Origin of the sequence: Cytobacillus firmus, from assembly GCF_023715565.1 — a bacterium.
Taxonomy (GTDB): domain Bacteria; phylum Bacillota; class Bacilli; order Bacillales; family Cytobacillaceae; genus Cytobacillus; species Cytobacillus firmus_C.
In genome coordinates this window covers 33,008-57,717 of sequence record NZ_JAMBOJ010000031.1, presented here as the reverse complement: position 1 = coordinate 57,717, position 24,710 = coordinate 33,008, and the positions used below count along the sequence as shown (strand labels likewise).

24 protein-coding genes are annotated in these 24,710 nt (G+C 40.1%); 19 read left to right on the top strand and 5 right to left on the bottom strand.

Features of this window, described 5'->3' with window-relative positions; genetic code table 11:
* Positions 1–146 precede the first annotated feature (146 nt).
* Entirely contained in the window at positions 147–1,232 is a 1,086-nt protein-coding gene (locus tag M3205_RS13970) for an AI-2E family transporter (protein WP_251170466.1), read from the bottom strand.
* 136 nt (positions 1,233–1,368) lie between these two features.
* Between M3205_RS13970 and M3205_RS13965 the strand changes: the two genes are divergently transcribed.
* Positions 1,369–2,403 carry a mechanosensitive ion channel family protein gene (locus M3205_RS13965; RefSeq protein ID WP_251170465.1) on the top strand — a complete coding sequence of 345 codons (1,035 nt, stop codon included), beginning with the start codon at positions 1,369–1,371 and terminating at the stop codon, positions 2,401–2,403.
* A 71-nt stretch (positions 2,404–2,474) separates the two neighbouring features.
* On the opposite strand, the gene M3205_RS13960 is transcribed toward M3205_RS13965, so the two are convergent.
* Both M3205_RS13960 and M3205_RS13955 read right to left on the bottom strand, forming a co-directional pair.
* Positions 2,475–2,660 (bottom strand): hypothetical protein, encoded by a 186-nt coding sequence (locus M3205_RS13960; protein WP_251170464.1) that lies wholly within the window; start codon positions 2,658–2,660, stop codon positions 2,475–2,477.
* Positions 2,661–2,763: 103 nt separating this feature from the next.
* A complete protein-coding gene (locus M3205_RS13955; RefSeq protein WP_251170463.1) occupies positions 2,764–3,198 on the bottom strand; it encodes a hypothetical protein in 435 nt (144 codons plus the stop codon).
* Positions 3,199–3,355: 157 nt separating this feature from the next.
* Here M3205_RS13955 and M3205_RS13950 point away from each other — a divergent pair, with 157 nt between their 5' ends.
* Positions 3,356–5,647 (top strand): ATP-dependent DNA helicase, encoded by a 2,292-nt coding sequence (locus tag M3205_RS13950; RefSeq protein WP_251170462.1) that lies wholly within the window; start codon positions 3,356–3,358, stop codon positions 5,645–5,647.
* A 34-nt stretch (positions 5,648–5,681) separates the two neighbouring features.
* On the opposite strand, the gene M3205_RS13945 is transcribed toward M3205_RS13950, so the two are convergent.
* Complete coding sequence (locus M3205_RS13945) at positions 5,682–6,308, bottom strand: YczE/YyaS/YitT family protein (RefSeq protein WP_251170461.1); 627 nt, start codon at positions 6,306–6,308, stop codon at positions 5,682–5,684.
* Between the two features lie 296 nt (positions 6,309–6,604).
* Here M3205_RS13945 and ltaS point away from each other — a divergent pair, with 296 nt between their 5' ends.
* The 8 genes from ltaS to M3205_RS13905 all read left to right on the top strand — a co-directional run bounded on the left by ltaS (position 6,605) and on the right by M3205_RS13905 (position 13,509).
* Positions 6,605–8,572: a lipoteichoic acid synthase gene (ltaS, locus tag M3205_RS13940; RefSeq protein WP_251170460.1), complete on the top strand. Its 1,968-nt coding sequence runs from the start codon at positions 6,605–6,607 to the stop codon at positions 8,570–8,572.
* A gap of 114 nt (positions 8,573–8,686) precedes the next feature.
* Positions 8,687–9,016, top strand: coding sequence for a four-helix bundle copper-binding protein (locus tag M3205_RS13935; RefSeq protein WP_251170459.1), 330 nt, complete (start codon positions 8,687–8,689; stop codon positions 9,014–9,016).
* Positions 9,017–9,207: 191 nt separating this feature from the next.
* On the top strand, positions 9,208–9,438 hold the full coding sequence (locus M3205_RS13930) for a hypothetical protein (RefSeq protein ID WP_251170458.1): 231 nt from the start codon (positions 9,208–9,210) through the stop codon (positions 9,436–9,438).
* Between the two features lie 123 nt (positions 9,439–9,561).
* A complete protein-coding gene (locus tag M3205_RS13925; protein WP_251170457.1) occupies positions 9,562–9,795 on the top strand; it encodes a group-specific protein in 234 nt (77 codons plus the stop codon).
* Positions 9,796–9,963: 168 nt separating this feature from the next.
* Positions 9,964–10,638, top strand: a complete 675-nt coding sequence (locus M3205_RS13920) for a helix-turn-helix transcriptional regulator (protein ID WP_251170456.1) — start codon at positions 9,964–9,966, stop codon at positions 10,636–10,638.
* 77 nt (positions 10,639–10,715) lie between these two features.
* The gene (gene sdaAB / locus M3205_RS13915) at positions 10,716–11,378 is read left to right on the top strand and encodes an L-serine ammonia-lyase, iron-sulfur-dependent subunit beta (RefSeq protein ID WP_251170455.1); all 663 of its coding nucleotides are present in this window, start codon (positions 10,716–10,718) and stop codon (positions 11,376–11,378) included.
* A 31-nt stretch (positions 11,379–11,409) separates the two neighbouring features.
* On the top strand, positions 11,410–12,288 hold the full coding sequence (gene sdaAA, locus M3205_RS13910; RefSeq protein ID WP_251170454.1) for an L-serine ammonia-lyase, iron-sulfur-dependent, subunit alpha: 879 nt from the start codon (positions 11,410–11,412) through the stop codon (positions 12,286–12,288).
* Positions 12,289–12,390: 102 nt separating this feature from the next.
* Positions 12,391–13,509: a thermonuclease family protein gene (locus M3205_RS13905; protein ID WP_251170453.1), complete on the top strand. Its 1,119-nt coding sequence runs from the start codon at positions 12,391–12,393 to the stop codon at positions 13,507–13,509.
* A 91-nt stretch (positions 13,510–13,600) separates the two neighbouring features.
* Here the strand turns inward: M3205_RS13905 and M3205_RS13900 are convergent, their stop codons facing one another.
* A complete protein-coding gene (locus tag M3205_RS13900) occupies positions 13,601–13,831 on the bottom strand; it encodes a hypothetical protein (protein ID WP_251170452.1) in 231 nt (76 codons plus the stop codon).
* Between the two features lie 177 nt (positions 13,832–14,008).
* On the opposite strand from M3205_RS13900, the gene M3205_RS13895 reads away from it, so the two are divergent.
* The 9 genes from M3205_RS13895 (at position 14,009) to paaD (ending at position 24,650) form a co-directional block, all read left to right on the top strand.
* Positions 14,009–14,959 (top strand): Gfo/Idh/MocA family protein, encoded by a 951-nt coding sequence (locus M3205_RS13895; protein ID WP_251170451.1) that lies wholly within the window; start codon positions 14,009–14,011, stop codon positions 14,957–14,959.
* A gap of 168 nt (positions 14,960–15,127) precedes the next feature.
* Positions 15,128–15,847: a YebC/PmpR family DNA-binding transcriptional regulator gene (locus M3205_RS13890; RefSeq protein ID WP_251170450.1), complete on the top strand. Its 720-nt coding sequence runs from the start codon at positions 15,128–15,130 to the stop codon at positions 15,845–15,847.
* A 646-nt stretch (positions 15,848–16,493) separates the two neighbouring features.
* Positions 16,494–16,685, top strand: a complete 192-nt coding sequence (locus tag M3205_RS13885) for a hypothetical protein (RefSeq protein ID WP_009334768.1) — start codon at positions 16,494–16,496, stop codon at positions 16,683–16,685.
* Positions 16,686–17,056: 371 nt separating this feature from the next.
* Positions 17,057–20,443: a hypothetical protein gene (locus tag M3205_RS13880; RefSeq protein WP_251170449.1), complete on the top strand. Its 3,387-nt coding sequence runs from the start codon at positions 17,057–17,059 to the stop codon at positions 20,441–20,443.
* Between the two features lie 197 nt (positions 20,444–20,640).
* Entirely contained in the window at positions 20,641–21,948 is a 1,308-nt protein-coding gene (locus M3205_RS13875) for a phenylacetate--CoA ligase family protein (RefSeq protein WP_251170448.1), read from the top strand.
* A gap of 34 nt (positions 21,949–21,982) precedes the next feature.
* Complete coding sequence (gene paaA / locus M3205_RS13870; RefSeq protein ID WP_251170447.1) at positions 21,983–22,942, top strand: 1,2-phenylacetyl-CoA epoxidase subunit PaaA; 960 nt, start codon at positions 21,983–21,985, stop codon at positions 22,940–22,942.
* 24 nt (positions 22,943–22,966) lie between these two features.
* On the top strand, positions 22,967–23,317 hold the full coding sequence (gene paaB / locus M3205_RS13865) for a 1,2-phenylacetyl-CoA epoxidase subunit PaaB (RefSeq protein ID WP_396105749.1): 351 nt from the start codon (positions 22,967–22,969) through the stop codon (positions 23,315–23,317).
* Positions 23,310–24,131 carry a 1,2-phenylacetyl-CoA epoxidase subunit PaaC gene (gene paaC / locus M3205_RS13860; RefSeq protein ID WP_251170445.1) on the top strand — a complete coding sequence of 274 codons (822 nt, stop codon included), beginning with the start codon at positions 23,310–23,312 and terminating at the stop codon, positions 24,129–24,131. The genes paaB and paaC overlap by 8 nt, the downstream gene beginning before the upstream one ends.
* A 21-nt stretch (positions 24,132–24,152) precedes the next feature.
* On the top strand, positions 24,153–24,650 hold the full coding sequence (gene paaD / locus M3205_RS13855; protein WP_251170444.1) for a 1,2-phenylacetyl-CoA epoxidase subunit PaaD: 498 nt from the start codon (positions 24,153–24,155) through the stop codon (positions 24,648–24,650).
* Positions 24,651–24,710 lie beyond the last annotated feature (60 nt).

Genomic DNA, 24,710 nt, shown 5'->3' with positions numbered 1-24,710 from the left:
GATCCCGTTGAATTGGATTATGTTTAGAAAGCATATTAATCACCTCAAGCATTGTATTACTTCTATTTTAAATCAAAAAAGACTCCCGACAAGTACGATTTTCATCGAGTTTGTCGACAGTCTGAACTGCCTTTACGGCAGTCCATTTAAATTTCTTCGGATAAGAGGCTTTTCCTGGTTTTTAAACGGTAAAACCTTCTGAAGTCTTTTACCAGAACCTTTATGACAGAATAAAAAGGTATAGCAATCAGGATTCCGATAAAGCCATAGATCGATCCTGCAGCCATTAAGATAATAATGACTGTGAGCGGATGGAGGTTAAGGCTTTTGCCCATCACATGAGGTGAGACAAGATTGCCTTCAAGGAGCTGGACTGCAATCAGAACCATTATGATTTTTAATACCATTCCCGGACCCTGTAATAACCCGATGAATACTGCAGGAATAATTCCGAGAACAGGACCTAGAAAAGGTACAACAGTCAGGAACATGGCAAACACTGCTAATATCAAAGCGTAATCCAATCCGATAACTTTATACCCTGCATACATCAATACGCCATCGACAACTGCCACGATAAACTGGCCGATTACATAGGAAAATAAAGTTTTGTCTATATCGCACAAAATACGCTTGCCTTCTTCCTCGTGTTTATCGGGGAGGTATTTTAAAAGAAAAGGCCTGAGTTTATGATCATCCTTGAGAAAGTAGAAAAGGATAAAAGGTACAACGACGATTACAGTGACTATGCTTGTAATGGTTGAAAACACCTTCATTACGTTTTCTCCTGCCCCTGATAAAATGGTTTCCAGAAAGTTTAAAACTTTATTTTTGACACGATCATAGGAGAACATGCCCATATTATTTTCCTCAACCACTTTTTCCGTTTCATCCGATAAGTCCTCCATTTTAGCAGGAAGGCTTTCGCTGATTTCAGCTATCTGGCTGCCTATTGTAGAGCCGAGCAAGTTAAATCCTAAATACCCTAAACCCAGTACCACTGCAAAAATAAGGAGAATGCTCGCTGTTTTGGGCATAACCCTTGAAACAACCCTGATGAGGGGTCTTAGTATATAGTAAAAAATGCCGGCAATTAAAACCGGAAAGAAAATAGTTGCAATCAGGGCACGGATCGGCCATAAAAAATAATCAATCTTCCCGAGTAGAAAAATGATGATTAACACGAATATGGTGCCTGCCGCATATTTAAAAAATGGTTTATTGATCCACATGTATATACCTCAACCTTTATGTATGTATTTAGTATTCACTGTTCCTTTTTTTAAACAGTATTAAACACCGGTTTAAGAATCTATGTAAGAGGAATAGTTTAGGAATGAACCATATAACAGGTGAGGGAATCTGACTATGCTATTTTTTAAGAATGTAACGTTGCAACAGGCGCTGTTGTTTTTATTGTTTGCAGGAGTAATATTAACTGCCAAATGGACAGTTAACTTACTCGTGAAAAAGAAGAGTGGCAATTCCGTACATCATGACCGGATTATGCAGGGAGTTTCTTCACTCGTGAATTGGGCTGCTTTTTATGGAATTATCATTCTATTCTTGTTCTATTTTTCAAGGGAGAAGTGGCTCTTTTATACTTTGTTCACAGCAGGGGAAGTAGATGTGACGCTATATTTACTAATTGTAGCGTTTTTGACAGTCTCGCTTGCAAATCGGATCGTAAAAGTATTTACCAAATATGTATTAACATCTGTTTATGAATTCTATGGAGTCGATCGGGGACTGGGCTATTCATTCAACAGAATGATCTATTACACCGTCATGGTTGCAGCGCTCGCGATCAGCTTGACAACGGTTGGGCTGGATTTAACAGCGGCTGCAGCAATGCTGGGGGTTCTGGGTATTGGGATAGGTTTCGGCTTGCGCAATATTGCCGGTAACTTTATTTCAGGTATTATCATTCTCTTCGAACGGCCGATTGAAGTTGGGGAAGTAATAGAGATTAACAAAAAAATCGGTAAAATAGAAAGCATTCGTCTCAGATCCACTATCATCCGCACAGCTAAAGAGGGGACCCTGATTGTGCCAAATCAATACTTTATCGAACAGATCATTAAAAACCGGACAGGCTCAGAAATGCTGGCACAGGTTCAAATCAGCGTAGTATACGGTACTGATACTGAGAAAGTCGAAAAGCTTCTGAGAGAAGCAGTGGCCATGGCAATACCGAAAACAAAAGGAGTTCTAAGCGCACCTGCACCTGATATCCGATTTATCGATTTTCGCAGCAATGCCATGAACTTTCTGATTGAAGTCCCTGTTGCAAACTCTGAAGCCAAGCAGAAATTTGAAAGCCGGCTAAGACATGGAATTGCAGCAAGTTTTTATAAGAACGGAATTGAGCTTGCTTTAACACCGCTGCTGACCAGTGAATGACGGGTTCGATTAATAGAAAAAATAACAAAAACACCAGCCCGCTAAGCCGCTGGTGTTTTCCATAGTGAAAGCTACTTTCCTAACAAAGCTTTCATTCCAAGATAAAGAATAGCAAGACCAAAGATGATCATAGCCAGGCTGCCGACAATGGTGAAAAAGCTGGCAATACCTGAAGTAATAACTGCAGAAACAGGTACCATTGTCATGCCGTAGCCAGCAAGCATACACGCAAGATATAATAATGCCAATTGATACATTATAGATCCCTCCCTTCAATACTAAGGTATGTAAAGGAATGAATCTTGTTTGGTCTAATATCCCGAATCTTCCGAATAACTCAAAATAGTGCTTTAGAATTATTTATTGATTCTGCTTTGCTTCCTGTACAGCTATGATTTTCAGAGCAGTTAATTCTTCATCCGATAATCTTTCAGTTAAGAGACTGTATAGTTCCTTTTGCTCTTCAGCAGTCAGTCCGCCTTTTACTTTTGAGAAACTCTGCCGGATTTCATCCATCGAAAAGCTTTCTGAAATCTTCTTTACTGCCTCTTCTTTTGTCTTGATTGGCAATGACGTCATTTGAAGATCTGCAGCTTTTAACTCATCCATACTGTTCCCAAGCAGAGCCGCTACGTCGGGATCACTTGCAAGCATTTCAAGATCATCCGCAGTGATGCTTCGGGCAACTTCTGTCATTACTTTATTTGAAATCAAATTCATTGAAGCAAAATAAATGAGAAAACCCAATAGAATTAAAGATCCTCCGGTAATTAGCCAAAAAATAATTTTTTTCAAGGTTTGTGGCTGCTCAAGAAACGAACAGTTCCATTCACACTCCTCTCACTTTTTTCTTCTTAAATTTTATATGGTTATTTCCTTCTTTTGCAAATCTTTCTTTTATGCAGAACGTATGTGCTATAATAAGTGAATAGAAAATTAAGGGGCCGTTTCAATGGATAATAAGATAAAAATATCAGTAAGATCGCTGGTTGAATATATTTACAAGAGCGGCAGCATTGAAACAGGCTTCCGTTCAGCAGTGCCGCTTACAGAAGGAACAAGAATTCATCAGAGAATTCAAAAGCTTTATGGGGAAGAAGATCAAAAAGAAGTGTATCTGCATGCTGGATTTTCTTTCAACAACCTTGACTTTCATCTTGAAGGAAGATGTGATGGGCTTATCAACCAAAATGAAGAACTGATTATTGATGAGATTAAGTCTGTATCTTTCCCTTTATCACAAATTGATAAATTTGCTTATCCTGTTCATTGGGCTCAGGCTAAGTGCTATGCTTTCATGTATGCCAAAGACCATAATATTTCAAAAATGACAGTTCAATTAACATATGTACATGCTAAAACAGGTGAAGTGAAAAGATTTCAGCACAGTTATGCTTTTGGTGAACTGGAAGCATTTATAGTGCATCTTCTCGAATCATATTCACCATACGCAGAATTAAGGGTTCGACATCAAAAGAATTTATTAACAGGTCTTAAGGAACTGGCTTTTCCCTTTCCGGCTTATCGAAATGGCCAGAGGAAACTTGCAGGGGCAGTATATAAGACCATTGCTGAAGGGAAAAACTTATTTGCCAGCGCACCTACAGGTATCGGCAAATCCATTTCCACCCTTTTTCCAGCATTAAAAGCTATCGGGGAAGGACATATTCAGAGGATCATCTATGCCACGGCTAAAACCATTACCCGCCAGGCTGCAGAAGGGGCCATTAGCCTGATGAGGGATAAAGGATTGAATCTTAAATCGGTTACAATAACGGCCAAGGACAAAATTTGCTTTAAGGAAGAAACCGAATGCCACAAAGACAGCTGCGAGTTTGCCAATGGATATTACGACCGGATCAATAAAGCAGTACTTGATCTCCTGACAAAGGAGAACATGATAACCAGATCGACAATTGAAAAATATGCGATGAAACATAAGGTCTGCCCTTTTGAATTTTCATTGGATGCTGCATATGCAGCTGACATTATTATTGGTGATTACAATTATATTTTCGATCCTAAGGTCTCGCTGAAGCGATTGATGGAAGAGGAGAAAAAGAAAACGTCGCTCCTGATCGATGAAGCACATAACCTTGTTGACCGCGGAAGGGATATGTATTCAAGCGTGCTTGAGAAATCAGCCTTTCTTCAATTGAGCAGAAGATTTAAGGGAAAGGATGCAAGGTTACAAAAAAGTGCAAAACAGATTAATGGAATTTTTATTGCATTAAAAAAGAAATGTGGTGAAAATCAGGAAATCGCAGAAAAAAATCTCCCTGAAGAACTTTTTGAAGTTCTAGAGGAATTTGTTCATTGTGCCGAAGACTATCTGGGGCAAAACAGAGATAATATGGATGAAGAATTGCTGGAAGTATTCTTCGCTGCCCAGAACTTTATAAGAATAGGAAAACTGTATGATGAAAGGTTCGTAACGTATATTCAACAGCAGAGAAATAACCTGGTCATTAAGTTATTTTGCCTCGATCCATCGAATCTTTTGACCAAGGCCAGAAAAGGGTTTAAATCAGCTATCTTTTTTTCTGCTACCTTAATGCCTCTTACTTATTATTTGGATATGCTTGGCTTTCAAGAGGAAGATTATATTTTAGCCGTTCCTTCTCCTTTCTCAATAGATCAGGCAAAGGTTTACATACAGCCGCTCTCAACAAGATACCGTGACAGGGAAGAGTCTATAAAACCGATCGTCAGCACTATTAAGGACATACTAAAGGAACACAAGGGAAATTACTTGATCTTCTTTCCATCCTATCAATATATGGAGAATGTCCATCGACGGTTACTTGATGAGGAACTGACACTAGACATAATCATTCAAAAGACAGGGATGGATGAAGGAGAAAGGGAAGGGTTTCTGGATGCATTCAAGCCTAATCCTTCTGGAACTCTGTTGGGGTTCGCCGTCATGGGCGGAATTTTTTCAGAGGGAATTGATTTGCAGGGTGATCGGCTGAATGGTGTATTTGTAGTGGGTGTAGGGCTTCCACAGCTAGGATTTGAACGCGATATTATAAAAGCTTATTTTAATCAGCAAGGGAAAAACGGTTATGATTATGCTTATACTTACCCTGGAATGAACAAGGTTCTGCAGGCAGGAGGCAGATTGATACGTTCTGAAAAGGATACGGGAAAAATTGTCTTAATGGATGACAGGTATATGCAGGCAAAATATCGGGCCTTGCTGCCAGAGGAATGGAAGGATTATGAAGTATTAAGAAAGTAAAAACATCCTGCTCAAAGAGCAGGATGAGATCTTATTATTTAGTGATGACAGGGCCTTTCGGTGCCTGCATTTTTTCAAGCGCTCTTTCAAAAACCGGGTAAAAGAATTGTACAACAAGTCCGAGTGTCAATGTTACCACGATTGTGCCTACTCCGATTGCACCTCTGAATAAAAACGCAAGCAGCAAAGCAAAGCTTTCGCTGATGATCCTTGAATTCCTTAAGTTTAATCCAAATCTTGTATGAATCGCTACCATTAAGGTATCCATAGGGCTTGCCGGAAATTTAGCCTGCAGATAGATGGCAACTCCCATTCCCATCGAAAGGATTCCAAGGAACAGTATGATTGATTGCATTGCCAATGTCTGCGGTGAAAGGTCATCAAAAATAATGAGAAGCCAAAAGTCTATTAGTGCGCCAATTATCAAAATAGAAATGGCTGCAAGGGCTTCAGGCTTTTTTTTCATTAGAAAGGCATTTAAAAAAATGAGTACGATTCCATTTATAAAAACAAAGGTGCCGACTGTTAAGTTAAACATTTGCGATTCACCGACAGCCAGGGCATCCCATGCAGAAGCTCCGAGATTTGATCTGATAATCAGGGCTACACCCATTGTCAGGATCAGCATACCAAAAATAAAAAATAAAAGACGTTCTTTCATGAAGACTCTCCAATCCAACTATGTTTAATTTTAGCTTGGCCCTTTTGAACATCAATACTCCTTCAGCATTGAAATTATGAAGGGAAAATTCATTTTACCATTAAAATATAGTGGGTAACAGGAAATTATATTAAAAATTGTTGGCTTTTGAAGGAAAAAGGCGAAAGATATAAAGGAGATATCCATTTTCATTAATTTGAAATTGTGCTATATTATTTTACATTCGTTCACCATTTATTAATGAAGTTTCTACAAAATTTTCGTATATGTACAATTTAAGAGGTGAAACCACACTAATGAAAAAGTTATTCAAGTCGCCTGAGAAACTGGCGAAAAGCAGTCTTGCTGTATTCTTTCTGACTGTTATCCTTTTTTGGCTGAAAACGTATGCAGCCTATCGCATTGAATTTAATTTAGGGATTAATAATGACATACAGCGATTTCTACTGTTTTTGAATCCGTTAAGTTCTACACTGGTATTCCTGGGATTCGCTTTGTTTTTTAAAGGGAAATGGCAATCAGGCATGCTAATTGGCTTGAATTTATTCTTATCCTTCCTGCTTTATGCAAATGTTGTTTATTATCGATTCTTTAACGATTTTATCACTGTTCCTGTTCTCATGCAGGCCAAAGTAAATGGGGGACAGCTCGGAGATAGCGCACTGTCGTTAATGTCTCCGTGGGATATTTTTTATTTTACAGACACTCTTCTGCTTCTTTTCCTGGCAGTTAGGAAATGGTATAAACCTGGTAAGAAAATTAGCCGAAAACCGGCGATAGCTGTTATGGTTGCAGGGATTATTGTCTTCTTCATTAATCTTGAAATCGCCGAGAAAGACCGTCCTGAACTGCTTACACGTTCCTTCGACCGTAATTATTTGGTGAAATACCTTGGTGCATACAATTTCACGATTTATGATATAGTCCAAAACGCGAAGTCTGCCAGCCAGCGAGCTCTTGCAGATACGAACGATGCGACTGAAGTAGAGAACTATGTTAAAGCGAAATACGCACCTCCGAACCCTAATTACTTTGGAAAAGCCAAGGGCATGAATGTTATTTATGTATCCATGGAATCACTTCAGACTTTTATTATAGACTACAAGCTGAATGGTAAAGAAGTTACCCCATTCCTGAATTCACTTGCACATAGCAGCAAGACATTCTACTTTGATAACATAGTCAACCAAACCGGACAGGGAAAGACTTCAGATGCTGAGTTTATGATGGATACATCACTATATCCCATGTCACAGGGAGCTGTTTATGTAACGAAAGCTCAAAATACATTCCATGGCACACCAGCTATTTTAAAGCCGCATGGCTATACTTCAGCAACTTTCCATGGAAACTACAAGACGTTCTGGAATCGTAATGAAATGTATAAAACCATGGGATATGATAAGTTTTTTGATGCCGAGTATTATGATATGAACGATGAAAACACAAAAAACTATGGTTTAAAAGATAAGCCGTTTTTTAAGGAATCCATGCCGATGCTGACCAGTCTTCCACAGCCGTTTTATACAAAATTCATTACTCTTTCTAATCACTTCCCCTTTAAAATGGATGAGTGGGATACTGAATTTCCAGCAGGAGAAACAGACAATGATGTGGTGAATCATTATTTTCAGTCAGCGAACTATATGGACCAGGCACTTGAACAGTTTTTTAATGATTTAAAGGATTCCGGATTGTATGACCATACAGTAGTTGTTCTGTATGGCGATCATTACGGAATTTCAGAAAATCATAATAAGGCAATGGCTAAGGTGATTGGAAAAGAAATTACGCCATTCCAATATGCCAAGCTTCAAAGAGTGCCCGTGTTCATACATGTACCTGGAGTGAATGGCGGCATTGTCCACAACATCGGCGGACAGGTAGATGTGCGACCGACATTACTTCACCTGCTGGGCATTGATACAAAGAATTACCTTGAAATGGGATCAGATCTTTTATCAGAAAAACACCGTGAAGTTGTCCCATTCCGAAACGGCAACTTTATTTCACCGACATATACCCAAATTGAAGAAACCTGCTATTATACGGAATCCGGGGAAATAGCTGAAGCTAATGCTTGTAAATCACTTTTCGATCAGGCGAAAAAAGAACTGGAAATGTCAGATAACATTGTTTACAAAGACCTCCTGCGATTTTATAAGCCGGAAGGATTTGTTCCAATCAACCGGAATGATTATTCATATGTAAAGAAAGAGCTGCCATTTAAAGAGGAAAGAAATGGGACGGGTATACAGAAGTAACATTTTAGGAGCGGAGAGATAACTCTCTGCTCTTTTTATGCCGATATTGGCAGTTTACTACCGGAATGCAGGGGTAGAGTATCTTTGGATAGAGTTTATAGAAAGGTGGATATAATGTTTACTCAATCATATGAAGAATGTGTTCAGGCTTGTATAGAGTGTATGGAGGCCTGTAATGTATGCTATGACGCTTGCTTAGGGGAAGAAGATGTTCAAATGATGGCAGACTGTATTCGGTCGGACAGAGAGTGTGCGGAAATCTGTGCCTTTGCAGCTAAGTCAATGCAGTCTAACAGCCCTTTTGCCAGACAAATTTGCACTCTGTGTGCAGACATTTGTGAAGCGTGTGGAAATGAGTGCAAAAAACATAATCACGCTCACTGTCAGCGCTGTGCTGACGCTTGCTTTAAGTGTTCGGAAGAATGCCGTAAAATGGCTGCTTAAATTAGCAGAGAAAAAAGACATCCAGCAGGGTGTCTTTTTTTAATTTAGGTAAATTAAAATATTTGTTTATAAAGGTTGTATATGTTTTTATGCAAGGGGGAGTATTAATTTAGTATTATTTCATACCTGTTCCATAATTTCTGCACAATTTATTGCCATACTAACTTCATGAAGTAAAGGAGGAATTGAATATGTTATCCAAAAAAAAATTCGCCATTTGGTTTGTTTCTCTGACTGCCGCGCTTACTCTAACTGCCTGCGGCGGAAATAACGGCGATACTGGACAGAATGGTACCAGCAAAGACGAGAGCACTACGAATAAAGAAAGCAACGGCCATTCAGAAGGAACAGCAGACCGAGTTTCACAGAAAGTTTTTTCAAAGAACTCACTCCATTTCAAATCAATTACTTCTATAATATAGTCGAAATGTTTGAAGAAACGATGCAGTAGAGGTATATGTTTTAATAGGACTCTAGAAGGTAAAATAGAATAGTGATTAATACTTACGAAAAAAAGTATACAGTTCATTCAGGAGGTTTTATTAATGAGCGAATGTAAATTGGACCATACTCAGGAAGATGTTCAAAATAAATTTGAACAGCAGAGAGGTTTCCTTCCGGAAGATATGCACCCGCTGTTTCAGTCATTTTTCCAGCAGGAACATACACAGGATATTTTAAATGAGGTATTCCATCTGCTGAAAAAATTTGATCTTGCTTCTGAAGAAGAGCAAACAGAGCGTGTCAACAGGCTTTACCTTGTATTAAAAAATGTGTAATGATGAATTGCCGCATCTGACTTATGCGGCAATTTGTTTGTGTATTACAATTTTTTTGTAGCTATTAAAATTTTATTTTAATTATATTGTTTTCATGTTATTATTAATTGAAGAGAAATATAGATTAGTAAAATATTGAAAGCGATTTCATAAAAGGGAGTGACAAAGTTGAAGGAATGCCATAGACCTGTTTTTGATTTGGCGATCCGGACTGCAGATATGCTTGTGCGAATGTTTGGTTCCCGCTGTGAAGTGGCCGTGCACGATTTCAGCGACTTAAAAAAATCGCTTATCCACATAGCAGGAGATATAACAGACAGAAAGATTGGCTCTCCCATCACCGACCTTGTATTGAATGAATTAGCCGAACATAAAAATGATGTAAATGATATTGCGAATTATAAAACACAGTCCAAAAAAGGAAATGTCATGAAATCATCTACGATTTTTCTCCGGGATGATGAAAATAAAGTAATCGGCGCACTATGCCTAAATTATGATATAAGTCTGCTCATGCAATTCGGAGGAGAAATTGAACAATTTATCAGCTTTGATGAACATTCGTCTAAATCGGAAACCTTTTTTAATTCTGTGCAGGATGTTATTCATGAGATGGTAGATCAGGTTCTTCAGGGCTTTAAGAAGGCACCTTCATTGATGACGCTTGAAGAAAAAGTTGAGTGTGTACGCCAGCTTGAAGACAAAGGAACATTCCTCATTAAAGGGGCAACTGATTATGTCGCATCTGTTCTGGGTGTTTCAAAATTCACTATTTATAATTACCTTCAGAAAATCAGGACAATAAATGAGCTCCATCCGGAAGCAGCCTTGGAGCATAAATAAGACGAGTTATTAAAATAGACGCTGTTAGCAAAACAGCTATATCCATATATTACAATAAAAATAAAGGGGCATACAAAATGAAATACAGATCAGCATTTGATATTATCGGCCCGGTTATGATCGGCCCATCAAGCTCTCATACAGCTGGAGCCGCACGTATTGGACGTGTTGCCCGAACTCTTTTGGGAAAACAGCCGTCCAAAGCAGAGATTTCCTTATATGGTTCATTTGCAAAAACCTACAAAGGACATGGAACGGATGTGGCAATTGTCGGCGGTATCCTTGACTTTGATACCTTTGACGAGCGCATCCCTTCCGCCCTGCAGTTAGCTGAAGAAGCTGGAATTGATGTCATTTTTACAGTAGAAGATACCGTCACTGACCATCCTAATACGGTAAGAGTGAAGCTATCTGAAGGTGATCGTGAAATTGAACTTGTAGGGATATCCATCGGCGGCGGAACCATTGAGATAACTGAACTGAATTCCTTTGAACTTAAATTATCCGGTGAACATCCTGCCATTTTAGTTGTTCATAACGATCAGTTTGGAGTTATCTCCGCTGTAACTAATATTTTATCCAAGCACCAGATCAATATCGGCCATATGGAAGTTTCACGCAAAGAAAAAGGAAAAATGGCCATCATGGTCATAGAAGTGGATCAGAAGATTGGCCAGGAGGTAATGACGGAGCTTGAAGGGCTTCCGAATGTAACACAAATTATTCGAATGGTTGACTAATAGTTAGCTGGTCATCAGGAGGGAAAGTCTAATGTTATTTAGAAATGTTGCTGAGCTTATAGCTCTCGCTGAAAATAAAGGTGTAAAAATAGCTGAAATCATGATTCAGCAGGAGATTGAAGTAACCGGATTAACGCGTGATGAAATTATTGCCAAAATGGACCGGAACCTGACTGTCATGGAACAGGCAGTAGAGAGGGGACTGAAAGGGGTAACATCTGTAACAGGACTCACAGGCGGCGATGCAGTTCTTCTGCAAAAGTACATTCAGAGCGGAAAGGCTTTATCTGGAAATGTTTTATTGGATGCTGTCAGCAAAGCAGTTGCAACCAATGAAGTAAATGCTGCAATGGGCATAATCTGTGCCACACCGACAGCCGGTTCAGCGGGTGTGGTTCCAGGTACTTTGTTCGCTGTTAAAGAAGTTCTCAAACCAACGCGTATGGAAATGATCGAATTCCTATTTACTTCTGCGGCGTTTGGCTTTGTTGTGGCAAACAATGCTTCTATCTCAGGTGCAGCTGGGGGATGTCAGGCTGAGGTGGGGTCTGCAAGCGGAATGGCGGCAGCTTCCATAGTAGAAATGGCAGGCGGAACACCCAAACAAGCAGCTGAAGCTATGGCGATCACATTAAAGAATATGCTGGGCCTTGTGTGCGATCCGGTTGCCGGACTAGTAGAAGTTCCATGTGTAAAGCGGAATGCAATGGGAGCTTCCAATGCTATGACAGCTGCAGATATGGCTCTCGCCGGAATTACGAGCAGAATACCATGTGATGAAGTCATTAATGCAATGTTCCTTATCGGGCAATCCATGCCTTCTGCACTAAGGGAAACTGCTGAGGGCGGACTGGCTGCAACGCCAACCGGCAGGAGGCTACAGGAAGAAATTTTCGGGAAAAAACAGTAACTTATAACACCAGTTCACTAGTGAATTGGTGTTTATTTTTTGCAGGAAAAAAGGTACTATTACTTAGGAATACGTTTTAAAAAAAGGGAGAGAAATAAGCGCTTGAAAGTTATAAGAGGGACTATTATCACTGTTGTTATTTTATTTATGCTGTTAATGAGCATAGCAGAACCTGTGGCTTTTATAGGATTAGCAGTCTTTTTAATTGGTTTATATTTAAATAACCAGCACCGTAAATATAAAATAAATTTTAAAAGATCGGGCTGGATTATGGCAGCAGGCTTCATTTTATCCATATTTCTAGCAACTGCAGATTCCGATGCGTCCGAAACTGTAAATGAGCCAGAGAAAGAACAGATACAATCAGAAGAGACTAAAGCAGATAAAAAAGCTGAAGAAGAAAAGCTTGCCGGAGAAAAGGCTGAAGAAGAGGAAGCGAAGAAGCAAGCTGAGGAACAAGCACGGCTAGAAGCAGAACAGGAAAGAAAGCAGAAACAGGAAGAAGCTGAAAAACAAAAACAGGAGCAGGAACAAAGCCAGGCTGCAGAGAACTTAGGCTTGGAATTAGTTACCGTTGGCAGAGTAGTGGACGGTGACACAATTGAAACCGCTGACGGCAGGAAAGTCCGCCTGATTGGAGTAAACACTCCCGAATCAACAACAAGAGTGGAAGAATACGGGAAAGAAGCGAGTCAATTCACAAAATCTGAGCTGACCGGCAAGAAGATCTGGATGCAAAAAGATGTGTCAGACACCGATCGATATGGCCGCCTGCTGAGAATTATTTGGCTCGACATCCCGGCGGATGATATGGACGAGGATGAAATACGTGAAAATATGTTCAATGCCCATTTAGTTTTAGAAGGGTATGCGGAGCCATCCACCTACAATCCGGATGTGAAATACAGTGAGTACTTCAAAAAATTCGGCAGGGAAGCAAGGGAAGCCAACAAAGGGTTATGGGCCCTTGGAGAAGAAGGAACAACAAAAGGGGATCTGGATTCTAAAGCTGTGAGCGGTTCTTCAAGTAATACCGATAAAAGCATGTCGAATGACAGCAGCGGTACAGCCGGCAATTCAACTTCTTCAGAAAGCGGTTCAGAGTCCTATCAAAACTGTACAGAGTTAAGAAAGGTATATCCTAATGGAGTGCCATCTACACACCCTGCATATGACTCAAAGCATGATCGAGATAAGGACAATTATGCTTGCGAACGATAAGAGAAGGGCTGGCTCAAGATATGGAGCCAGCCTCTTTTAATTTCAATTGGACACTCGCCATATGATGCATAAATTAAAATGGTCAAGTACTCTATGAAGTTCTTTTATGGTGGCCATTCAATTTAATAAGAGAGCCTCGTTTAATCCAATAATGAAAGTTTTCTGCAGGGAAAACTCCGCGTCCATTCGATCTGTCCATTTGAATAACAACACTGTTCTGGGTCACCTCCAGAATTTTAAGTGTTTGGGAACGGTTAAGATTTGGCATGAACGTACTAGTGATTTCAAATTGCATATCCTTATCCAGGTCCAATGGTGGCACCTCCTGATTGTTTTATTAAAATTATTATCCCCATTCAAAATTTTTCTATCCAATTATTGGCCGGTATATTTTTGGTCCTTATTCCATGACCTTGTGAGATAAATTAAACTTTTGAATATTTGAAATTAACGATATAATTCAAAGGAGTACATGATTTTTCATAAGAAGGTGACATGTGTGAGAGAAAAGATTAAAGTAGGATTAATTGGGATGGGTGCTGTAGGGGAAAGAATACTCCGTCAATTTCATCAGCATAAGGAGTTTGACATTGCAGCACTTTGTGACCAAAATGCTGAACGACTAGATAAGTTTAAGGCTGAGCTGCCGGATGTAACATTGCTTACCAATTATTTGGATTTACTTCAGGATGAAACCATTAAGCTTATCTATTTGGGAGTTCCGCCAAAATATCATCATCCTATAGCAATGGATATTATAAACAGCGGCAAGCATCTTCTTTGTGAAAAGCCTCTGGCCAATTCAATTGAAGAGGCAATAGAAATGTGTGAAGCTGCTGTGAATGCCGGGATTATCCACGCTATGAATTTTCCCATGGCATATAGTCCGGTATTTAAATTGTTTAAGCGTAAGATACATAATGGTGAACTGGGCAGGATTAAAAAAGTTGAACTGCACCTGCAGTTTAAGCAATGGCCGCGTGAGTGGCAGCAGAACGATTGGATATCAAGCAAGGAACAGGGGGGCTTTATCAGGGAAGTAGTCCCCCATTTTATTCACATGATTCACGATACCTTCGGAGAATTGGATATTGTCCATTCTTTTGTTGAATACCCTGAAGATGACCGATTATGTGAAACAAGCTTTTCAACCCTATTAACGCTGCCAAACGGAATTCCGGTTGTGTTTAACGGAATAGCCGGAATCGGGCAGCAAGAACATTTGTCTTTTAAAGTTTTTGGTGATAAAGGAACTTTAGATATGCAGAATTGGAGAATTCTGGTTCAAACTGGCATTGAAAAGAGCGGAGAAATTATAAAGCTTGATGAACCTGAAACCAGTCTTCCTGCAGAACTTTTGAAAGCAATAAAAGGAGATAAAGCACTATTGGTATCCTTTAAAGAAGGCAACCAGGTGCAAAAGGTATTAGAAAGAATCCTGTTGAGTTGATCAGGGGCACATTTGTGTCTCTTTTTTCTTTTGATGCCAAGAGTCATTTTCAAGAAAGAATGCTCGAAAAAAACAGGTGTCTTAATGTATAATAATTTAGTGAGAGTTCTTCAGAAAATTGAAGACTCTATTACTTATTTGATCCAAAGTTGAAAGAGAGTGGGACATATGGGCCGTAAATGGAACAATATCAAAGAAAAGAAAGCCTCAAAGGACGCAAATACGAGCCGTGTTTATTCCAAGTTTGCACTTGAGATATATGTGGTTGCCAAGCAAGGGGAGCCTGATCCTGAAGCAAACCAGGCCTTGAAATTTGTGCTTGAGCGTGCAAAAACATATAACGTGCCAAGAAATATCATTGATCGCGCAATAGAAAAAGCAAAAGGTGGTACGGAAGAAAACTATGACGAGCTTCGCTATGAAGGATTCGGGCCTAACGGATCAATGATTATCGTTGATGCATTGACGAATAACGTAAATCGTACAGCATCTAATGTACGTGCTGCATTCGGTAAAAACGGTGGAAACATGGGTGTGAGCGGATCTGTTTCCTATATGTTCGACTCAACCGCTGTTATTGGAATTGAAGGCAAATCAGAGGAAGAAGTACTGGAAATCCTAATGGAAGCTGACGTAGATGCACGTGATATTCTGAAAGAAGAAGACACTGTAATTGTTTATGCTGATCCCGATCAATTTCATGCAGTTCAGGAAGCATTCAAATCCGCGGGTATCAATGAGTTTGCTGTTGCTGAATTAACAATGCTCCCGCAAAATGAAGTCACCCTGGAAGCTGATGCACAAGCGCAATTTGAAAAGTTGATCGACACCCTTGAAGATCTGGAAGATGTCCAGCGTGTTTATCATAATGTTGATTTAGGTGAATAATGGAAAAGAGGAGTCCGCTTAATAGCAGGGCTTCTTTTTTATTTTGGCTCTTTTCGTATAAATTGTTGTTTTTCACTTATCAATGTTGTCCTTTGATTGCAGTGAGAGAATGCTCGCTTTCCACGGGGCGGGCGGTGAGCCTCCTCGACGCTACGCGTCTGTGGGGTCTCACCTGTCCCGCTACTCCCGTAGGACGTTGAATAAGCTACCTTTAGTAAACACCGCACGAAGAGAATGCGAATGCATTTTCGAGGATCTCGCACCTTCCACTACAATCAACTCAGTAAATATAATATAAATAGCAACAAACTTTGCGAAAACAGCCTTCATTTTTAACGGTTTATTATAATATTTTTATGTTAACTAAGACTGACCTTTTTATGATTCATTTCTAAGAAACGAAATTTAATTTTGTCGAAGTCAATTAGAAAATGGCTGTATGTGTGAGATTATGGTGATACCAGCCGATATCTGTCGAATAGCAGAATGCTAGCTCTTGCTATTTTCTTGCTAAAAACAGTTAATGCCAGCAACTTCCTTTGAAAGTGTTTAATTTGGCTGTTGGAAAATAACTGAAATAATGATTTATGTGTTTTAATCACTGCAGTGATGGGAACAAAAATAGGGAAAGGAGAGTTTTACACATATGAATACATTTAAGGTTATTTATACTTTTGAAAAAGGCGTTACCGTAACAGAAGAGGTTGAAGCAGAAAATAAATCCGAGGTAATCGGCAGCATTAAAGATCTGGAAGGATTTGTTGAACTGACATGTACTGAAGGTCACTATCACCGATTTGATTTCGCTGATGTAAAGTTAGTCACAATTACAGAATAAAAAGAAGGTCAGAATTGGCCTCCCCATGAGCCCGCTTAATTAGCGGGCTTTTACTTTCTAGCTAAATCCCCAGTCAGATTATACCTCTGTGGTGCATATTTAATAAAAAGAAACTTATGTTTATCCAATGCATCAAAATGTTTAAAAACATCGTGAACATCATAAGGCGCTCCCATTTCCCCATTCTCACCAGCAGTTCAGCTCAAACCTGCGACTTTGTTTCTTTATTACATCTTATAATTAAATAAATTGTATAAACCTACTTTAGAGGTAATAAATGCTAAATAGCGATTGATTTATTCATTCAAATTGTGTAATATTACACTAATAGAACCGATAGAATATTATTCTATCTAAAAGAGGTGGATCCCTTGAACCCACAAACAGAAAAATATCATCACGATATATTTCATGCTGAACTCACTAAATTGAAAGAGAAGGACTATATTTCATCAGAACATTATGAAATAACTCTAAAAGCCCATCATCAGTACTATCAGGACCTTGAAGAGCAGAAAAGAGAGCAGATTCAGGCGGCAAAAGTCGCAGAAGAAAATAGAAAAAAGGCTATACTGCCGGCAAAAGAAATTGTGAAGAAGAAGATATCTCAGGAAGAAATCCGTGAAAGGAACATTTCCTGGTTGCTGAATATTGGAGTAATTCTGCTCCTGATTGGCGGACTTTTTGTGGCAACAAGCAACTGGGCGACAATGTCATATTTCATGAAAAGTGCATCCATTGCAGTGGTTTCGCTTCTTTTCTATGGCTTTGCGTATATTTCCGGAAAGCTGCTGAAAATTGAAAGAACATCATTTGCTTTCATTGTTCTTGGAAGTTTATTTTTGCCAATATTTATATTGTCTGTCGGCTGGTTTGAACTACTTGGCCCGTATCTTTCTTTCTATGGAGAAGGACGCTATATACTTGGAACGGCTGGCAGTTTAATAATCATCCCTGTGTATTGTGTATTTGCATACAAACTGGGCTCACGTCTTTTTGTCTGGTTTGCATATTTTGCCCTGAGTGCATGTGCTGGTTTTACTCTGAAAGCATTCAGTCTTGAAAATGACGGCTTTTATCTTGGATTGATGGTTTTCAATGCTCTTCTGTCAGCAGCTTATCATCGCATGAAAAAGCATGCCAATCTTAAATTGTTTTCACAAGAACTGGTTTACTTTGCTCAAATCAATTTAGTGATCTCGACTTTATTGATGCTAGCCTTTTTCAATAGCCATATTTTTTACAGTGTGAATATCCTGCTGACTGCAGCTGTGTATTTATCGATGGTGTATGTCACAGGCAGGAAGGAGTTTCATTTCGTCTTCAGCCTGCTAATTGTTTATGGTATCTATCAGTTGATTGAAAATAGTATGTTAGTTACATCTGGTCCGGTTTTCTATGCGCTAGCAGGAATTGGTTTTCTATTTGTTCCTATGGTTATGGATAAGCAATATTCCTGGGAGAAGATTTTCAGACTGACCAGTGCAGCAGTTTCAATACTTGCTTTCCTTTATATTTCAATCGAAGGATTCCTGTTAACAGCCGGGGAGCCTTCTGTATCACTGCTGCTGGCCTATACAATACTAGCGGGGCAGTTTATATATTTGGCAAATATTATGGGACACAGGCTGTTTGCTTACCTGGCACCTGTTTTTTTAGCTTCTGCCCTATTCCAAGCAATTCTTATGCTGGATAAAATAATCCTGTTCACCAATTTATCAATACCTATATTCTTTAGTGGCTTTGTGCTTTTTATCAGTTTCGGGTATCTGCTTAAATATCCGGTCTTAAAAGTAGTGAAATCAAGCTCACGCGATGTGGCAGTCACTAGTATGCTGTTTTCAGCTGTAATAGCTGCAGGCCTTCTTGATTGGCTTGCTGCAGGCACGATGCTATTAATCTTCAGCTTAGTACTGTACCTCATGAATAAGGTTGAAAATAGGGGCTTTTATACAGAAACGATTCCTTGGGCTACTCCCTTGTCAATCGGGTTTGCCTTTATGCTTTATGGTGAACATCTGCGAAGTTATTCAAGCTTTTATCGGAATGAACTGGGTATGGCCATGAATACAGTAATGGCAAGTATAGCTCTCCTTATCCTTTATGTCATTCTTTCTAAGAAAGGACATCAAACTCAAGCCAAAAACGTGTTTTTAATTTCGCTGGGATATTATACAATCTCACTGTTTACTGCCACTGCTTTGTCGATCAATGAAATTTGGATGAGGCCTGCAGTATTTATTGGAGGTATAGCATTGTACCTTGCCCTATATCAATTCCATAAGCAAAGCTGGATTCCGTTTGTGACAGCATCGATTTCACTTTTTGCTTACTTTATGATTTTGATTGGTTTACCATTTAACTTTACATTTTTTAATTGGGTTCAATTTCCTTTAGGGGCATGGATCCTCCTTGGTTCGGCTTTTTATATATCTAAAAATGATGTTGTCCTGGCTAGAGGGTTTAGCTGGATTGGCCATATGTTCATGCCCTTTGCCATGATCCTGACATTTTTCCTTTACAGGGAAAATAGTATCTGGCCATTTATAGCCACCCTGGCAGTCTATTGGATCAGTTTCAAGGTTTCTGCTAATGAATGGAAAGTAAAGATATTCCTTTACAGCTCTTTTATAACTTTGTATATGGTGATTTTGACAGGTATGGAGCATATTTGGGAGGAGAGTTATAGTGAGTATGCCATATTATCAGTCAGTTGTGCCGTATTTTTATTCTGGATAACGGGTAAAACTCAGGATAAACAGAGGAGTGTTTACTTCTTAGTACCCTGGTCTGTGATTGGGCTATTGGCTTTTCTGGTGTCATACCCCTTTGGAGTTCTTCCATTTATCGTATCTATAACCTATGCAGCAGGGTTAATCTTATATATGCATAGAACCAGGCTTGATATATTAGCTGTTATTCCATTAGTGTTACTGTATGCAGCAGTACTTAAATTCCTATTCATTAACGGTATTGCTCCAGATATGAAAATTATGATGGCTGCAGGCTTCGGCATGGCTGCGGTTTTCATTGGCAAAATGGTATACGCTAAAATTTTCATGGGCAAAAAAGCTGATAGCTACACAATTATTTCCCTGCTATTTTTGCTTACTGCTTATCTTTTTCCAGCGGTTTCCCTATGGGCGGAAGTTCTCCCTGGACTACTGATTAGCGCATTATTGTTTTTACAGAGAAACAGAGTGACATCCAAATACAATAGGTTGCCTGAATTGCTGGCAGGAGCAGTATTACTGGAGCCATATTATAGGATATTAAGAATTATTGAAATACCGGATCTTTTTATAAGAGAGGTATATGTTCTCCCTTGGATCATACTGATTATATTTGTCAGGAAAGTCCTGAAAGGGCAATATTCTAAGCTGACCAGTAAAATTCAGTGGGGAGTTCTCATAGCAGTATCCCTGCTGCTCGTACAGGATGGCCTTGCAAATAATACGGTTTATGATGCACTTATAGTCGGCACGCTCTCTCTGATCTCGATGCTTGCTGGCACTTTTTGGAGGATAAAGTCTTATTTCTTTGTAGGTTCAGGGGTTCTGCTCCTGAATGTACTGCTTCAAACCAGACCATATTGGGGGAACCTCCCTTGGTGGGCGTACCTTCTAATTGCTGGCTCTATTCTAATTTCTGCAGCAAGCTATAACGAATGGCAGAAACAAAAAACAGCAAAAGGTGAAGAGCTACTAATATCTAAATGGAAGAATAACATAGTAAATAAGTTAAAAGAATGGTCATGAGAAATATTACCTAGCCCTTTAATATATGGGCTAGGTCTTTTTATTAGCTTTAGAATAAATAAGTAAATTTTCAGAAAATAAGTTGACTTTTTCCTGTTTACACGGTATCTTTGTGTTAAATATATAACACTTATTTTATCTAACGATATTTAAACGTTATATTAAATTATTATCCTAATATTCTGGGAGGTCATGTCTTGATTCTGCATGATATTGAAACGGAAAGCCGCGAAAAGATAGAGGAATTGCAGCTGGACCGGCTCAGGCAGACAACGGAGAGAGTATATAACCATGTGCTTTTCTATCAAAAAAAGTTTTTGGAAAGTAATATTACACCTCAAGACATTACCAGCCTGGATGATATTCAAAAGCTGCCATTTACTAATAAAGCAGATTTGCGGGAGCATTACCCATTCGGTCTTTTTGCTGTGGATAAAAAAGAAATTGTGCGTCTGCACGCTTCTTCAGGAACGAGCGGAAAGCCAACTGTAGTGGGCTACACCCGAAATGACATCGAAATGTGGAGCAATCTGATAGCCAGGGCAATCTCCTTAGGAGGAGGTCAACCTGGTCAGGTATTGCATAATGCTTATGGCTACGGGCTGTTTACCGGCGGATTGGGCATGCATTATGGCAGCGAACAGCTTGGCATGGCAACCGTACCTGTTTCTGGTGGAAATACTGAGAGACAAATTCTGCTGATTCAGGACTTTAAGCCGGAGGTTATTTGCGGAACTCCTTCTTATGTTCTCAATTTAGCAGAGAAGATGGAGGAGCGGGGAATCGACCCGGCAAGTACCTCATTAAAGTTTGGGATATTTGGGGCTGAATCCTGGTCTGAAGAAATGCGGAAAGCACTTCAAGCTAAGCTTGGAATTAAAGCATGCGATATTTATGGGCTGAGTGAAGTGCTTGGACCAGGTGTAGCCATGGAATGCCATGAGGTTCAGGATGGCCTCCACATTGCTGAGGATCACTTTTTTGCAGAGGTGATCGATCCAATAAAAATGACACCGCTTCCAAACGGTGAAGAAGGTGAGCTTGTTTTTACAAGTTTAACGAAGGAAGCTTTTCCTGTCATCCGCTATCGCACCGGGGACATCGCCTCCCTTTCAAAAGAGAAATGTGCGTGCGGAAGAACCACGATCCGCATGAGCCGTGTGAAAGGCCGAATCGACGATATGCTCAATGTAAATGGTGTGAACGTCTTTCCGTCCGAAATTGAACGTTGTATTCTTCAGATGCCGGAGCTTGCTCCCCATTATCAGATCCACGTGCATAATAAGGGAAGCTTAAAAGCTTTAGAGCTTCATGCTGAATGGAATGAAGAGTTTTATAGAAATATGGGGGAAGCGGAATTCGTAGAAAAGAAGATTCAGGAAGCGTTGAAACAAAACTGCTTTATTACCATTAAACTGGTTCTCCATCCGCCCAAATCGCTGCCAAGATCGGAAGGGAAAGCTGTCAGGATTGTTACTCAGGCCATAGTAAATGAAGTTACCTGAACGAACTATTTTAAACTCACTGGGGGTGAAACACATGTCAGAAGCTCTTTTCTACCAAGAGATGACGGAAGAAGAAAAATATGAGCAGTTTATGAAACGCATTAATACAGGAGAAAAAATTGAAGCGGATGACTGGATGCCGGAAGATTATCGAATGACATTAATCAAGTTAATTTCAATGCATGGAATCAGTGAAATTATGGGAGCGCTTCCTGAAAAGGAATGGGTGCCGAAAGCCCCTTCACTAAAACGCAAGCTTGGGATCATGGCGAAGGTGCAGGATGAGATGGGGCATGGTCAGCTGCTGCTTCGTGTTGCAGAGGACTTAATGAAACCTCTCGGCAAAACCCGTGAAGATATTATGCAGGATTTATTCAGCGGAAAACTGAAATTCCATAATGTCTTTCATATGGAAGCCCCTACATGGGGGGATGCCGGCCTGATTGGCTGGCTGGTTGACGGCGCAGCTATCATTACCCAGACCAATATGCTTAACGCCTCATATGGCCCTTATGCCAGAGCCCTTAAGAGAATTTGTGCAGAAGAGGTTTTTCATGCTCAGCATGGTGAAGCCATCATCATGGCGCTGGCTGAAGGAACCGACGAGCAAAGAGCGATGGTTCAGGACGCCGTTAACCGCTGGTGGGAAGCGCTGTTAATGTTCTTTGGCCCGGGTGATGCCTCCACAACAGGAACTTCCAAACAGGACACAACGATAAAATACAAAATTCGAACAAAGACCAACGAGGATTTAAGACAGGACTTTTTTACAAAATATATTCCACGCGTTCTCTCGCTTGGCCTCACTCTGCCGGACGAGACGATGCATTTCGATCAGGAGCGGGAGCTGTGGATTTATAAGCAGCCTGATTGGAATAGGTTCAAGGACATTATTAAAAATAATGGGCCAAAATCTCAGGAGAGGCTCGGCCTCCGACGCACAGCTTATGATACTAACAAATGGGTGCGCGAAGCTCTCAATACTGCAAATTAAACTGTTCAGATGGGAGGGGTACCTTTGGGTAACGAAGGATTCTATCAGGAATTTGAAGTTTTTAGTCAAAGAACCGATACCTCGCCTCTGCAATATCAATTTTCCCTGCTGGCGCCAAATCGGGAGCTTGCACTCGTCATGGCGCAGGAAAATTTTATGAGGAGAGAGGCGGTTGCTGATATCTGGGTGGTCAAACGCTCTGATATACGCAAGCTGACGCCGGAAGAAAAGCAATCACTTCAGCGTCTGGATAACAAAGAATACCGCACGACTAAAGGATATGGATATCTGAAGAAAAAGTGGCGCCACTATGAGCAGGAAATGCTTGATGAAAAGGAGATTCTTTCATGGGGAGGGGTGAAAAAAGGTGAATGAGCCAGCAGGAAATATACCAATCGACTCTAAGATTAAACCGGCACTGACATCATTATTGTATCAGCTGGCTGACGATGATTTCATCCTTGCCTACCGGGGTTCAGAATGGCTTGGCCTGGCGCCCCATATAGAGGAGGATGTCGCCTTTTCATCTATCAGTCAGGATACCATGGGCCATGCGGCCATGTTTTATCAGCTGTTGTCCAATCTCGGTGAAGGTAATGTAGACAGTCTTGCACATGCAAGAGAGGCATCTGAAAGGCAAAATGCTGTCCTTTTAGAATTGGTAAATGGCCCTGGTCATTACTTGTCTTCAGCTCAATATGACTGGGCATTTGCAGTTGTAAGGAATTATTTTTATTCCCAAGCGAAAAAAATCAGATTGGACTCTCTGAAAAACTCTTCTTATCAGCCTTTAGCCGAGGTAGCATTAAAGGTCAATATGGAGCTTTATTACCACCTTCTTCATTGGAAAACCTGGGTCATACAGCTGATGCAGGCTGGCGGAGAAGCCAGAACGAGAATGGAAGCGGCCATTGGGAAGGTCTTAGCGGATTTCGAAGGAGTATTGAATTTGGGGCCACTGGCAAAAGAAATGGCTGAACATGACCTAGTTGAAAAGGAAGAAGTTTTAAAGCAGCGCTGGCTGTTTATCATGAAGCCTGTTTTTGAATCTGTCAATCTGTCAGTCTCAGAAGCGGATATTGCTATGAAGAATGGAAATGGCCGAATAGGAGAGCATACTGCCGACCTGGATGACGCCTTGTCCACTTTGAGCGAGGTGTATAGCATAAATCCAGCTGCAAGCTGGTAAGTTTTCTAAAGGGTGATGTAAATGGAGCAGGATCAAATGTTGATAAAAACCGCGTTAGAAGCGCTTCACAATGTTAAAGACCCTGAAATAGATACCATTTCAATCGTTGATTTAGGAATGGTGGAACAGATTAAGGTGGAGGGCCAGTCAGTTTTGGTTAAACTCCTGCCTACTTTTATGGGATGCCCTGCCTTAGATATTATTCGAAAAAACGTTGAACATGAGCTGGGAAAAGAAGGGATTTTTGAAAAAGTAGAAGTCCAGTTTATCTATCATCCGCCATGGACGTCTGACCGGGTAACTGAGAACGGCAGGATAAAGCTTAAGGAATTCGGGATTGCGCCACCCCCAAAATTCATAAGTGAAACAGGCGAATGGCATGTGGATTGCCCTTTTTGCGGGTCTGCATACACGACGATGGATAACCTTTTTGGCCCCACAGCCTGTCGCAGCATCTTATACTGCAAATCCTGCAGGAACCCTTTTGAAGCTATGAAACCAGTATCAACTATGATGTAGCAGGCTCTTTATTTAAATAAAATCCAATATCTAAAACTATTAAAAATGGAGAGGAAGATG

Bases quoted from the DNA above. Each gene is read 5' to 3' on its own strand.
- M3205_RS13970 (WP_251170466.1), bottom strand. From the start codon at position 1,232: ATGTGGATCAATAAACCATTTTTTAAATATGCGGCAGGCACCATATTC.
- M3205_RS13965 (WP_251170465.1), top strand. From the start codon at position 1,369: ATGCTATTTTTTAAGAATGTAACGTTGCAACAGGCGCTGTTGTTTTTA.
- M3205_RS13960 (WP_251170464.1), bottom strand. From the start codon at position 2,660: ATGTATCAATTGGCATTATTATATCTTGCGTGTATGCTTGCTGGCTAC.
- M3205_RS13950 (WP_251170462.1), top strand. From the start codon at position 3,356: ATGGATAATAAGATAAAAATATCAGTAAGATCGCTGGTTGAATATATT.
- M3205_RS13945 (WP_251170461.1), bottom strand. From the start codon at position 6,308: ATGAAAGAACGTCTTTTATTTTTTATTTTTGGTATGCTGATCCTGACA.
- ltaS (WP_251170460.1), top strand. From the start codon at position 6,605: ATGAAAAAGTTATTCAAGTCGCCTGAGAAACTGGCGAAAAGCAGTCTT.
- M3205_RS13935 (WP_251170459.1), top strand. From the start codon at position 8,687: ATGTTTACTCAATCATATGAAGAATGTGTTCAGGCTTGTATAGAGTGT.
- M3205_RS13930 (WP_251170458.1), top strand. From the start codon at position 9,208: ATGTTATCCAAAAAAAAATTCGCCATTTGGTTTGTTTCTCTGACTGCC.
- M3205_RS13925 (WP_251170457.1), top strand. From the start codon at position 9,562: ATGAGCGAATGTAAATTGGACCATACTCAGGAAGATGTTCAAAATAAA.
- sdaAB (WP_251170455.1), top strand. From the start codon at position 10,716: ATGAAATACAGATCAGCATTTGATATTATCGGCCCGGTTATGATCGGC.
- sdaAA (WP_251170454.1), top strand. From the start codon at position 11,410: ATGTTATTTAGAAATGTTGCTGAGCTTATAGCTCTCGCTGAAAATAAA.
- M3205_RS13890 (WP_251170450.1), top strand. From the start codon at position 15,128: ATGGGCCGTAAATGGAACAATATCAAAGAAAAGAAAGCCTCAAAGGAC.
- M3205_RS13885 (WP_009334768.1), top strand. From the start codon at position 16,494: ATGAATACATTTAAGGTTATTTATACTTTTGAAAAAGGCGTTACCGTA.
- paaA (WP_251170447.1), top strand. From the start codon at position 21,983: ATGTCAGAAGCTCTTTTCTACCAAGAGATGACGGAAGAAGAAAAATAT.
- paaD (WP_251170444.1), top strand. From the start codon at position 24,153: ATGGAGCAGGATCAAATGTTGATAAAAACCGCGTTAGAAGCGCTTCAC.